The sequence below is a fragment of the Pseudomonas sp. EA_15y_Pfl1_P101 genome, from assembly GCF_963970835.1.
GTDB classification, from domain to species: Bacteria; Pseudomonadota; Gammaproteobacteria; order Pseudomonadales; family Pseudomonadaceae; genus Aquipseudomonas; species Aquipseudomonas tritici.
In genome coordinates this window covers 28966-41851 of sequence record NZ_CAXAPA010000024.1, presented here as the reverse complement: position 1 = coordinate 41851, position 12886 = coordinate 28966, and the positions used below count along the sequence as shown (strand labels likewise).

General features: G+C 60.7%; 10 protein-coding genes and 1 riboswitch. Of the genes, 9 read left to right on the top strand and 1 reads right to left on the bottom strand.

From position 1 onward, the window contains the following. The first annotated feature begins 202 nt into the window (after positions 1 to 202). From AACY36_RS26730 to astE, 7 genes are all read left to right on the top strand, one after another. The gene (locus AACY36_RS26730; RefSeq protein ID WP_339420769.1) at positions 203 to 1423 is read left to right on the top strand and encodes an aspartate aminotransferase family protein; all 1221 of its coding nucleotides are present in this window, start codon (positions 203 to 205) and stop codon (positions 1421 to 1423) included. Between the two features lie 243 nt (positions 1424 to 1666). After that, on the top strand, positions 1667 to 2686 hold the full coding sequence (aruF, locus tag AACY36_RS26725) for an arginine/ornithine succinyltransferase subunit alpha (protein WP_339420768.1): 1020 nt from the start codon (positions 1667 to 1669) through the stop codon (positions 2684 to 2686). A gap of 52 nt (positions 2687 to 2738) precedes the next feature. Continuing rightward, a complete protein-coding gene (gene astA / locus AACY36_RS26720; protein ID WP_065874005.1) occupies positions 2739 to 3764 on the top strand; it encodes an arginine N-succinyltransferase in 1026 nt (341 codons plus the stop codon). After that, positions 3761 to 5230 (top strand): succinylglutamate-semialdehyde dehydrogenase, encoded by a 1470-nt coding sequence (gene astD / locus AACY36_RS26715; RefSeq protein ID WP_339420790.1) that lies wholly within the window; start codon positions 3761 to 3763, stop codon positions 5228 to 5230. The genes astA and astD overlap by 4 nt, the downstream gene beginning before the upstream one ends. Before the next feature lie 154 nt (positions 5231 to 5384). Beyond that, a complete protein-coding gene (astB, locus tag AACY36_RS26710) occupies positions 5385 to 6731 on the top strand; it encodes an N-succinylarginine dihydrolase (RefSeq protein WP_339420766.1) in 1347 nt (448 codons plus the stop codon). 24 nt (positions 6732 to 6755) lie between these two features. Next, positions 6756 to 7046 (top strand): hypothetical protein, encoded by a 291-nt coding sequence (locus AACY36_RS26705; RefSeq protein ID WP_003214319.1) that lies wholly within the window; start codon positions 6756 to 6758, stop codon positions 7044 to 7046. Positions 7047 to 7057: 11 nt separating this feature from the next. Next, complete coding sequence (gene astE, locus AACY36_RS26700) at positions 7058 to 8062, top strand: succinylglutamate desuccinylase (RefSeq protein ID WP_339420764.1); 1005 nt, start codon at positions 7058 to 7060, stop codon at positions 8060 to 8062. 56 nt (positions 8063 to 8118) lie between these two features. Here the strand turns inward: astE and AACY36_RS26695 are convergent, their stop codons facing one another. Then, the gene (locus tag AACY36_RS26695) at positions 8119 to 8628 is read right to left on the bottom strand and encodes a 6,7-dimethyl-8-ribityllumazine synthase (protein ID WP_065874001.1); all 510 of its coding nucleotides are present in this window, start codon (positions 8626 to 8628) and stop codon (positions 8119 to 8121) included. A 96-nt stretch (positions 8629 to 8724) separates the two neighbouring features. After that, positions 8725 to 8894, bottom strand: a riboswitch (FMN riboswitch). 190 nt (positions 8895 to 9084) lie between these two features. On the opposite strand from AACY36_RS26695, the gene ltaE reads away from it, so the two are divergent. Together ltaE and alaS are read left to right on the top strand one after the other, a co-directional pair. After that, positions 9085 to 10089, top strand: a complete 1005-nt coding sequence (gene ltaE / locus AACY36_RS26690) for a low-specificity L-threonine aldolase (protein ID WP_339420761.1) — start codon at positions 9085 to 9087, stop codon at positions 10087 to 10089. Between the two features lie 146 nt (positions 10090 to 10235). After that, positions 10236 to 12854 (top strand): alanine--tRNA ligase, encoded by a 2619-nt coding sequence (alaS, locus tag AACY36_RS26685; RefSeq protein ID WP_339420759.1) that lies wholly within the window; start codon positions 10236 to 10238, stop codon positions 12852 to 12854. Positions 12855 to 12886 lie beyond the last annotated feature (32 nt).

Sequence of the window (12886 nt, the reverse complement as noted above, 5' to 3'; positions counted from 1 at the left end):
CGTTTCCCCCGGCCTGCTCTAGATAGTTAGTTTAAACTGCGCCATTGCGATGCTATTTGTCGCATTGGCGTAAACCCGCCAAAATCGCGGGTTGGCGCTATAAGAAGTTGTCGCTTGGCGGCAAGGCCCTACTGAAAACTGTCCTTACAATCCCTGCATCGCCCGCCAGTTCCAGGCAGGCGTTCCTCTTCAGGAGACTCCGATGTCCGTTGAGCAAGCCCCGGTGCAACGTGCCGATTTCGACCAGGTCATGGTTCCCAACTATGCACCTGCTGCCTTCATTCCCGTACGTGGCGAAGGTTCGCGCGTGTGGGACCAGGCCGGTCGCGAGCTGATCGACTTTGCCGGCGGCATCGCGGTCAACGTATTGGGCCACGCCCACCCGGCGTTGGTCGGGGCTCTGACCGAACAGGCCAACAAGCTGTGGCACGTCTCCAACGTCTTCACCAATGAGCCGGCCCTGCGCCTGGCGCATAAACTGATCGACGCCACCTTTGCCGAGCGGGTGTTCTTCTGCAACTCCGGCGCCGAAGCCAACGAGGCCGCGTTCAAGCTGGCCCGTCGCGTCGCGTTCGACCGTTTCGGCACCGAGAAGTACGAGATCATCGCGGCGCTGAACAGCTTCCACGGCCGTACCTTGTTCACCGTTAACGTCGGTGGCCAGTCCAAGTACTCCGATGGCTTCGGGCCTAAAATCACCGGCATCACCCACGTGCCTTACAACGACCTGGCTGCGCTGAAAGCCGCCGTGTCTGACAAGACCTGCGCCGTAGTGCTGGAGCCGATCCAGGGCGAAGGCGGCGTACTGCCGGCCGAACTGGCTTACCTGCAAGGTGCCCGTGAACTGTGCGACGCGAATAACGCATTGCTGGTGTTCGACGAAGTGCAAACCGGCATGGGCCGCAGCGGCCACCTGTTCGCCTATCAGCGTTACGGCGTGACGCCGGACATCCTCACCAGCGCCAAGAGCCTGGGCGGCGGTTTCCCGATCGCAGCGATGCTCACCACCGAAGCGCTGGCCAAGCACCTGGTCGTCGGCACCCACGGCACCACCTACGGAGGCAACCCGCTGGCGTGCGCAGTGGCCGAGGCAGTGATCGACGTGATCAACACCCCTGAAGTGCTGGCCGGTGTGAACGCCAAGCACGACCTGTTCAAGGCGCGCCTGGAGCAGATCGGCAAGCAATACGGCATCTTCACCGAAGTGCGCGGCATGGGCCTGCTGATTGGTTGCGTGCTGAGCGATGCGTTCAAAGGCAAGGCCAAGGACGTGTTCAACGCAGCCGAGAAAGAAAACCTGATGATCCTGCAAGCTGGCCCGGATGTGGTGCGTTTTGCACCGAGTTTGGTGGTGGAAGAAGCGGATATCAACGAAGGCCTGGAGCGTTTTGAGCGTGCTGTAAAAGCACTGACGCAAGTTTGATCTACCGCTCGGCGCCTGGCGATCGGGCGTCGAGCAAAAATTCTATATGCCGGACCGAGTCAAATGTGGGAGCTGGCTTGCCTGCGATAGCATCACCTCGGTGCAACTGACAGACCGAGTTGCCTGCATCGCAGGCAAGCCAGCTCCCACATGGATCTGCTTGCACATCGAGATGTATGTGAACTCAGATCTCGTGTCCGGCATTTTTCCCTCTATGAAGTTTTCGAGTTAAGGAGTGACACCATGCTGGTGATGCGCCCCGCGCAAATGGCTGATCTGGGCGAGGTACAGCGTCTGGCTGCGGACAGCCCGATTGGTGTCACCTCCTTGCCGGACGATGTGGAACGCCTGAGTGACAAGATCGCTGCCAGCGAAGCGTCCTTCGCGGCCGAGGTCAGTTTCAACGGAGAAGAAAGCTATTTCTTCGTATTGGAGGACACCGAGACCGGCAAGCTCGCGGGCTGCTCGGCCATCGTCGCCTCGGCCGGTTACTCGGAGCCGTTCTACAGCTTCCGTAACGAGACCTTCGTGCACGCCTCCCGCGAGCTGAAGATCCACAACAAGATCCACGTGCTTTCCCAGTGCCATGACCTCACCGGCAACAGCCTGCTCACCAGTTTCTACGTGGTGCCGGAGCTGGTCGGTTCGCTGTGGTCGGAGCTCAACTCCCGTGGCCGTTTGCTGTTTGTCGCCAGCCACCCTGAGCGTTTTGCTGACTCGGTGGTGACCGAAATCGTCGGCTACAGCGACGAGAACGGGGATTCGCCGTTCTGGGACGCCATCGGCCGCAATTTCTTCGACCTCAACTACGCTGCCGCCGAGCGCCTGTGCGGGCTGAAAAGCCGTACGTTCCTCGCTGAGCTGATGCCGCATTACCCGATCTACGTGCCGCTGCTGCCGGACGAAGCCCAGGAAGCGATGGGCCAGGTGCACCCACGGGCGCAGATCACCTTCGACATCCTGATGCGCGAAGGCTTCGAGACCGACCATTACATCGACATTTTCGACGGTGGCCCGACGCTGCACGCACGGGTTTCGGGCATTCGCTCGATTGCCCAGAGCCGCGTGGTACCGGTAAAGATCGGCGAGAGGGTCAAGGGTGTGGGGCGCCAGTACCTGGTGAGCAACGTGCAGTTGCAGGATTACCGTGCGGTGATGCTGGAGCTGGACTATGCGCCCGGCAAACCGGTGACCCTGGACCTGGCAGCCGCCGAGGCCTTGGGCGTCGGCGAAGGCGCGAGCGTGCGCTTGGTAGCGGTTTAAAAGCAGAGTTTCGCGGGTGGCCTGAAGCAGGCGGCCCGTCTGAGGAGATAGCATGATCGTTCGTCCCGTACGCAGCAGCGATTTACCGGCCCTGATTGATCTGGCGCGCAGCACCGGCACCGGTCTCACCACTTTGCCGGCCAACGAAGAGCGCCTGACCCACCGGGTTGGCTGGGCGGAAAAAACCTTTCGCGGCGACGCCGGGCGCGGCGATGCCGACTACCTGTTCGTGCTGGAAAACGACGAGGGCCGCGTGGTGGGTATTTCCGCCATTGCCGGCGCCGTTGGCCTGCGCGAGCCCTGGTACAACTTCCGGGTCGGCCTGACTGTCAGCGCCTCCCAGGAGCTGAATATCTACCGCGAGATTCCGACGCTGTTCCTGGCCAATGACCTTACCGGTAATTCCGAGCTGTGCTCGTTGTTCCTGCACGCCGATTACCGCACCGGCCTCAACGGCCGCATGCTGGCCAAGGCGCGCTTGCTGTTTATCGCTGAATTTCCGCAACTGTTCGGCAACAAGATCATTGCCGAGATGCGCGGTGTGTCCAACGACGCCGGGCGTTCGCCGTTCTGGGAAAGCCTGGGCCGCCATTTCTTCAAAATGGAGTTCAGCCAGGCCGATTACCTCACCGGCGTGGGCAACAAAGCGTTTATCGCCGAGCTGATGCCGAAGTTTCCCCTGTACAGCTGCTTCCTGTCGGAAGACGCACGCAACGTAATCGGCAAGGTCCACCCGGACACCGAACCTGCGCTGAGCATGCTCAAGAGTGAAGGCTTCAGCTACCAGGGCTATGTCGACATCTTCGACGCCGGCCCTGCGGTGGAATGCGAGACCAGTAAGATCCGCGCGGTCCGCGACAGCGAAGCGCTGGTGCTGGCGATCGGCACGCCCGGCGACGACGCCACCCCGTTCCTGATCCATAACCGTAAACGCGACGATTGCCGCATCACCGCCGCCCCAGCGCGGCTGGCGGCAGGCACCCTGGTGGTTGACCCGCTCACCGCCAAGCGCCTGCAGCTGATCGCCGGCGATCAAGTGCGTGCCGTACCGTTGTCCGCTGCCCGGGAGTCGAAATAATGAATTCGCTGTATATCGCAGGTAGCTGGTTGGAAGGCCAGGGTGAACTGTTCGAATCGCGCAACCCGGTGACCCAGCAAGTACTGTGGGCCGGCAATGGCGCCACTGCCGAGCAGGTCGAATCCGCCGTGCAGGCCGCACGCCAGGCATTCCCTGCGTGGGCCAAGCGCCCGCTGGAAGAACGCATCAGCGTGCTGGAAACCTTCGCCGCCACCCTGAAAAGCCGCGCCGATGAAATCGCCCGTTGCATCGGCGAAGAAACCGGCAAGCCGCTGTGGGAATCGGCCACCGAAGTCACCAGCATGGCCAACAAGATCGCGATCTCGGTGCAAAGCTACCGCGAACGCACCGGCGAGAAGAGCGGCCCGTTGGGCGACGCCACCGCCGTATTGCGTCACAAACCTCACGGTGTGGTTGCGGTGTTCGGTCCGTACAACTTCCCTGGCCACTTGCCGAATGGGCATATCGTGCCGGCGTTGCTGGCGGGCAATACTGTGCTGTTCAAACCGAGTGAGCTGACCCCCAAAGTCGCCGAGTTGACCGTGCAGTGCTGGATCGACGCGGGGTTGCCGGCGGGTGTGCTGAACCTGCTGCAAGGCGCGCGTGAGACCGGTATCGCGCTGGCGGCCAATCCTGGCATCGACGGTTTGTTCTTTACGGGCTCCAGCCGCACCGGCAATCACCTGCACCAGCAGTTCTCCGGGCGCCCGGACAAGATCCTGGCCCTGGAAATGGGCGGCAATAACCCGCTGGTGGTCGACGAAGTGGCCGATGTGGACGCGGCGGTCTACACCATCATTCAGTCGGCGTTTATCTCCGCCGGCCAGCGTTGCACCTGTGCCCGCCGTTTGCTGGTGCCGGAAGGCGCCTGGGGTGATGCGTTGCTGGCGCGCCTGGTGGCGGTCAGCGCGACGATTGAAGTGGGTGCGTTTGACCAGCAACCGGCGCCGTTCATGGGCTCGGTGATCTCTCTTGGCGCCGCCAAGGCCTTGATGGACGCCCAGGAACTGATGCTGGCCAACGGCGCCGTGGCGTTGTTGGAAATGACTCAGCCTCAGGATCAGGCCGCCTTGCTGACCCCAGGCATCATCGACGTGACGGCCGTGACCGAACGCGAAGACGAAGAACTGTTCGGCCCACTGTTGCAAGTGATCCGCTACGCTGATTTTGAAGCGGCGATTGTCGAGGCCAACAACACCCAGTACGGGCTGGCCGCCGGTTTGTTGTCGGATTCTGAGGCACGCTACCAGCAGTTCTGGCTGGAAAGCCGCGCAGGCATCGTCAACTGGAACAAACAGCTGACCGGCGCCGCCAGTACCGCGCCGTTCGGTGGGGTAGGGGCGTCGGGCAACCATCGCGCCAGTGCGTATTACGCGGCGGATTATTGCGCGTACCCGGTGGCGTCGCTGGAAACGCCTAGCCTGGTTGTTCCAGCCACACTAACCCCCGGCATTACGCTGATCTAAATCGGGGAGCGGGCTTGCTCGCGAAAGCGGTGTGTCATTCAACATTTCAGGTGACTGATCCAGCGCATTCGCGAGCAAGCCCGCTCCCACTTGATTTGTGGTGTATTCAAGTAATTTGAAGCCTATAAAAACAGATGTTCGTGGAGCCTCGCCGATGAAATCCTATGAAGTCAATTTTGACGGTCTAGTGGGGCCGACCCATAACTACGGCGGTTTGTCCTTCGGCAACGTCGCGTCCCAGAGCAACAGCCAGCAGCATTCAAGCCCCAAGGAAGCGGCGTTGCAGGGCCTGCAAAAAATGAAAGCCCTTATGGACATGGGCTTTGTGCAAGGCGTATTGGCGCCGCAGGAGCGCCCGGACGTGGCCGCTTTGCGCAGCCTTGGTTTCAGCGGCACCGATGCTCAGGTGATTCAGCAGGCGGCCAAGCAGGCAATGCCTTTGCTGGTCGCGAGCTGCTCGGCGTCGAGCATGTGGGTAGCCAATGCCGCGACCGTCAGCCCAAGCGCTGATACGGCCGACGGCCGCGTGCATTTCACCGCTGCCAACCTCAATTGCAAATACCACCGCAGCATCGAACACCCCACCACCAGCCGTGTGCTGGGCGCGATGTTTGCCGATGAAAAGCACTTTGCTCACCACGCTGCGTTGCCGGCAGTGGCGCAGTTCGGCGACGAAGGCGCGGCCAACCACACGCGCTTCTGCCGGGAATACGGTGAGGCCGGCGTTGAGTTTTTCGTGTTCGGTCGCAGTGCGTTCGACCCCCGCTACCCGGCGCCGCAGAAGTACCCGGCGCGCCAGACGCTTGAAGCGTCCCAGGCAGTTGCACGCCTGCACGGCTTGAAGGATAACGGTGTGGTGTACGCCCAGCAGAACCCGGCGGTGATCGATGCCGGCGTGTTCCACAATGATGTGATCGCGGTGGGCAACGGTGAAGTGTTGTTCTATCACGAGGACGCGTTCCTCAATACCGAGCAGATGCTTGGCGAGCTGCAAGGCAAACTGGGCAAGTTGGGCGGCAACTTCCAGTCTGTTTGCGTGCCCCGCGCCCAGGTCAGCGTCGAGGACGCGGTGCGTTCCTACCTGTTCAACAGCCAGTTGCTGACCCGTGCCGACGGCTCAATGCTGCTGATCGTGCCGGACGAATGCCGCGTCAATGAACGCGTCTGGCATTACCTGCAAAGCCTCACGGCTTCAGGCGGGCTGATTCGTGAAGTGAAAGTCTTCGACCTCAAGCAAAGCATGCAGAACGGCGGTGGTCCGGCGTGCCTGCGCTTGCGCGTAGCCTTGAACGAAGCCGAGCTGGCGGCGGTGAATCCAGGCGTTATCATGACTGCACCGTTGTACGAAACCCTGACCCAGTGGGTCGACAAGCACTACCGCGACAGCCTTCGTGAAACCGACCTGGCTGACCCGCAATTGCTGCTGGAGTGCCGGACGGCATTGGATGAACTGACGCAAATCCTTAAACTGGGCTCGGTTTATCCTTTCCAGATCAATTAATGCCGTATGGCTGAGAGTTATTTTATGACCACCGACACCCTGAAACTGATCCTTGAAGACACCGACGGCACCCAGCTGGAAACCTCCTGCACCCGCGTCGCTGTGGTCTGGCAGGGCAAGGAAATCTGGATTCAGCACGACGGCCGTGGCCAACTGCTGATCGGCGTAGACGTGGAAGAAGGTGACGCGGAATACGCCAACCTGCTCATGCGCCCATTGGCCACCAACCTGATGAGCCTGCAACTGGAAATGGAACCGGCCGACGTCGAAGGTGATGACGACGATCACGTCCACGGCCCAGGCTGCAACCACTAAGGAAGCTGCGTATGCTCGCCCTCGGCAAACTGCTTGAACTGACCCTCGCCGGTCGTGAACCGGCGCAAAAAATTCAACTGACTGTCGACGGCGTGCAAATGCGCTGGCTCAGCGAGGGCGCACTTGAAGTGCGCCCGCCGCAAGCCCAGGACAAAGGCAGCGACTTGCTGCTGTCGTCCGGCATCCATGGCAACGAAACCGCGCCGATCGAACTGCTCGACCGCCTGTTGCATGGCATCGCCCGTGGGGAGATCAAACCCCGCAATCGTATTCTGTTCCTGTTCGGCAACCCCGAGGCCATGCGCCGCGGCGAGCGTTACCTCGAACTGGACGTCAACCGGCTGTTCAACGGCCGTCATGAAAAAAACATCGGCCCTGAAGCCATGCGTGCCGCCGAGCTTGAGCAATTGGCCCGCAGCTTCTTCAGCGTGCCTGACCGTTCGCGCCTGCATTACGACCTGCACACGGCTATTCGCGGCTCGAAGATCGAGCAGTTTGCCCTGTATCCGTGGAAGGAAGGTCGCCAGCACTCTCGCCACGAACTGGCGCGCCTCAACGCTGCCGGCATGCAAGCGGTGCTGCTGCAAAACAAGACCTCGATCACCTTCACCGCGTTTACCTACGAGCAGCTGGAAGCCGAGGCCTTCACGCTGGAGTTGGGCAAGGCGCGACCGTTTGGGCAGAACCAGAGTGTGGATGTGTCGCGTCTGGAAACTCGCCTCAAGCAGATCATTGAAGGCACTGAGCCTGATACCGATAGCCTTGAAGGCCTGAAGCTGTTCGCCGTTGCGCGTGAAGTGATCAAGCACAGCGATGCCTTCCTGATGCACTTGCCGGCGGATGTGGAAAACTTTTCGGAACTGGAAAAGGGCTATCTGCTGGCCGAAGACGTGGCCAAGACCCGTTGGGTGATCGAAGAGGAGGGCGCGCGCATCATCTTTCCCAACCCGAAGGTGAAGAATGGCTTGCGGGCGGGGATATTGATTGTGCCGACGACGGACGCTGGTTTGGCCTGAATTCCAAGCCAGCTCCCACACAAGCCCAGCTCTGAGGCTGGGCCTGGCGGTATTGTTTAGACCGCTACAGCACGCGGCTCGCTGCGACGGATCGCACGCACTTTGTGCAGCGTATCGGCGCAGGTCCGCGCCGCTTCCTGGCCTTTGTGCACGAAGTGCTCGTAGAAAAAGGTGTGGTGCTCAGTGCCCGCATGGAAGTGATGCGGTGTCAGCGATACCGAGAACACCGGCACTTCAGTTTCCAGCTGCACCTGCATCAGGCCGCTGACGACCGATTGGGCCACGAATTCGTGACGGTAGATGCCGCCATCCACCACCAGCGCAGCAGCGACGATACCCGCGTAGCGGCCGGTCTTGGCCAGCAGCTTGGCGTGCAGGGGCATTTCAAAGGCGCCGCCGACTTCAAAGAAATCAATATCCGATTCCTGGTAGCCCTGGGCGATCATTTCGGCGAGGAAGCCTTTGCGGGATTGGTCGACAATATCCTTGTGCCAGCAGGCCTGGATAAACGCGACGCGCTCGCCGTGATGGTTTTTGCTTTTGCTGTCGATTGCGGTGGGTTGCATGTTCTGACTCCTGTTTAAGAAAAAAACAGGGCGTTATGAATCGAATGGGATTTAAGGGTACGCAAGCACATTTCGTGCACGGCCCTTAGGCGCCAATCCCGTTCTCTCTTCATCCGGACTATGACCGTCGGCCCCGGGATCACACCGGGTCTGCTGACCTTGTCGCCGTCCTGCGTGAGCAGTTCGAGGCGCCAAGCGCTCGCGGGCTATACACATTGCGTGTAATTACCGCCGGTGGGGAATTGCACCCCGCCCTGAGAACGTTGCCACCAGAACCCTGGCGGCGGAGAGTTTTTAACACGGTTTTTCGCAAACTGCACGATCACCGTATCGATAAGCTATATCGGTTTGTTTGGTCGGTATTCGATTGAATGCAGCGGGGGCTTGATATTCCGTGGCTTTGCCCGCAGTAATCACTCACAAAAGGAACTTACTGAACCCCTAGAGGCTTGTTTCATGTCTGTGATCGACCTGCGCAGCGACACCGTGACCCAACCCACTCCCGGCATGCTCGACGCCATGGCCACTGCTGTCAGCGGCGATGATGTGTATGGCGAAGACCCCAGCGTCAATCGTCTGGAGGCCGAGCTGGCCAAGCGCCTGGGCTTTGCCGCTGCGCTGTTCGTGCCTACCGGAACCATGAGCAACCTGCTGGCGTTGATGGCTCACTGTGAGCGTGGCGAGGAATACATCGTCGGCCAGCAGGCCCACACCTACAAATACGAAGGTGGCGGGGCAGCGGTGTTGGGTTCGATCCAACCGCAACCGCTGGACGTGCAGGCGGATGGCTCCCTGGACCTGGACCAAGTGCTGGCGGCGATCAAGCCGGACGACTTCCATTTCGCCCGTACCCGCCTGCTGGCACTGGAAAACACCATGCAGGGGAAGGTATTGCCGCTGGACTACCTGGCGAAGGCGAGGGCATTCACCCGGGAACAGGGTCTGGCCCTGCATTTGGATGGCGCACGGCTCTACAACGCCGCGGTCAAGCTGGGCGTGGAGGCGCGTGAGATTGCCAAGCACTTTGATTCGGTGTCGGTGTGCCTGTCCAAGGGCCTTGGCGCGCCGATTGGCTCAGTGTTGTGCGGTTCCACGGCGTTGATCGCCAAGGCCAGGCGCCTGCGCAAGATGGTCGGCGGCGGCATGCGCCAGGCCGGTTCCCTGGCGGCGGCCGGGCTGTATGCGCTGGATCACCAGGTGCAGCGCCTGGCCGACGACCACGCTAACGCCCAATGGCTGGGCGATGAGCTGCGCAAAGTGGGTTATGAAGTGGAGCCGGTACAGACCAACATGGTCTACGTGCAGATCGGTGATCGGGCCGAAGCCTTGAAGGTTTTTGCTGCCGAGCGTGGTATCAAGTTGAGCACTGCGCCGCGCCTGCGCATGGTCACGCATAGGGATGTCAGTCGGGCGCAGATCGAGCAAGTCGTGCAGGCATTCGTCGAGTTTTCGCGCAAATGAGCCTGCAGACCGTCTAATTGAACCGTTCAATCGTATAAACACGCTGTACCCCCGGCAAAGGGCCGATATAATGCGGCCCTTTGCCGTCGCTCCGTCTGATGATGTTGCGCACTGGCCTTTGGCCGCAGCCTCCGTGGAAGAACCTAATGAAAAGCGCAGAAATCCGTGAAGCCTTCCTTCGCTTCTTCGAAGAGCAAGGTCACACCCGTGTCGCCTCCAGCTCCTTGATCCCAGGCAATGACCCAACCCTGCTGTTCACTAACGCGGGGATGAACCAGTTCAAGGACTGCTTCCTGGGCCAGGAAAAGCGCGCCTACACCCGCGCCACCAGCAGCCAGAAGTGCGTGCGTGCCGGCGGCAAGAACAGTGACCTGGAAAACGTGGGCTACACCGCCCGCCACCACACGTTCTTCGAAATGCTGGGTAACTTCAGCTTTGGTGACTACTTCAAGAAAGATGCGATTACGTTCGCCTGGACCTTCCTGACCGGCGTGTTGAAGCTGCCAGAGGAAAAACTCTGGGTTACCGTGTACGCCACGGACGACGAAGCGTACGACATCTGGACCAAGGAAGTCGGCGTGCCCGTCGAGCGCATGATTCGCATCGGCGACAACAAGGGTGCGCCGTACGCTTCCGACAACTTCTGGACCATGGGCGATACCGGCCCGTGTGGCCCTTGCACCGAGATCTTCTACGACCACGGCGCCGACATCTGGGGTGGCCCCCCGGGTTCGCCCGAAGAAGACGGCGACCGTTACATCGAGATCTGGAACAACGTGTTCATGCAGTTCAACCGCACCGCCGATGGCGTGTTGCATCCGCTACCTGCGCCGTCGGTGGATACCGGCATGGGCCTGGAGCGGATCAGTGCGGTGCTGCAGCACGTTCACTCCAACTACGAAATCGACCTGTTCACCCAGTTGTTGAGCGCGTCGGCCGCGGCGATTGGGTGTGCCAATGAAAGCCAGTCTTCCCTCAAGGTGGTGTCTGACCACATCCGTTCCTGCGGTTTCCTGATCGCCGACGGTGTGTTGCCGTCCAACGAAGGCCGTGGCTATGTGCTGCGCCGTATCATCCGTCGCGCCTGCCGTCACGGTAACAAGCTGGGCGCCACTGGCAGCTTCTTCTACAAAATCGTGGCCGCACTGGTTGCCGAGATGGGCGAAGCCTTCCCGGAACTCAAGCAGCAGCAAAGCACTATCGAGCGCGTGCTCAAGGCTGAGGAGGAGCAGTTCTCCAAGACCCTCGAACACGGCCTGAAAATCCTCGAGCAGGACCTGGCTGAACTCAAAGGCTCCGTGGTGCCAGGCGATGTGGTGTTCAAGCTGTATGACACCTATGGCTTCCCGATGGACCTGACCGCCGACATCGCCCGTGAGCGTGAGCTGACCATTGATGAAGCGGGTTTTGAGCGTGAGATGGAAGCCCAGCGCGTGCGTGCTCGCTCCGCCAGCTCCTTTGGCCTTGACTACAACACCCTGGTCAAGGTTGACGTGCCCACCGAATTCATCGGTTACAAGGCTACCGTTGGCGCTGCCAAGATCGTTGCCCTCTATAAAGACGGCAAGTCGGTCGACGTGTTGAGTGAAGGCGAAGAGGCGGTTGTGGTCCTCGACCAGACGCCGTTCTACGCCGAGTCGGGTGGCCAGATTGGTGATTGTGGTTTCCTGAGTTCGACGTCCGGCCGTTTTGAGGTGCGCGACACCACCAAGACCGGCGGTGCGTTCCTGCATCACGGTGTGTTAGTGCTGGGCAACTTGACGGTTGGTGCGCCGGTGGACACCCAGGTCGATGCCGATGTACGCCATGCGACCGCGTTGAATCACTCGGCCACTCACCTGCTGCACGCCGCGCTGCGCCAGGTACTGGGCGAGCACGTTCAGCAGAAAGGTTCGTTGGTTGACAGCCAGCGCCTGCGCTTCGACTTCAGCCACTTTGAAGCGATCAAGCCCGAGCAGATCAAGGCCCTGGAAGACATCGTCAACGCTGAGATTCGCAAGAACACCCCAGTAGAAACCGAAGAAACCGACATCGAGACCGCCAAGGCCAAAGGCGCCATGGCGCTGTTCGGCGAGAAGTACGGCGACAACGTGCGTGTCTTGAGCATGGGCGGCAGTTTCTCTGTGGAGCTGTGTGGCGGTATCCACGCCAACCGTACCGGCGACATCGCCCTGCTGAAAATCATCAGCGAAGGGGGTGTAGCGTCCGGTGTGCGTCGTATCGAGGCCGTCACTGGCGCTGCAGCCCTGGCCTACCTCAATGCGGCTGAAGAACAACTCAAGGAAGCGGCCAGCCTGGTCAAGGGCAGTCGCGACAACCTGATCGACAAGCTGTCCGCTGTGCTGGAGCGCAACCGTGCGCTGGAGAAACAGCTGGAGCAGTTGCAGGCCAAGGCGGCCAGTGCGGCGGGCGATGATTTGTCGGCTTCTGCGGTGGACGTCAAGGACGTGAAAGTGTTGGCTGCGCGCCTGGACGGTCAGGACGGCAAGGCGCTGTTGGCCTTGGTCGATCAGTTGAAGAACAAGCTCGGCCGCGCAGTGATCCTGCTCGGCGGTGTCCATGAGGATAAGGTCGTTCTGGTTGCCGGTGTAACCAAGGACCTGACTGGCCAACTCAAGGCCGGTGATTTGATGAAGCAAGCCGCCGCGGCAGTGGGCGGGAAGGGCGGTGGTCGTCCGGACATGGCGCAAGGCGGTGGTGTAGACGCTGGCGCCCTGGACGCAGCCCTGGCCCTGACCGTGCCGTTTGTCGAGGCAGGTATTTAAGGCACTGTTAATCAGCCCGTGGTCTAGTCGCG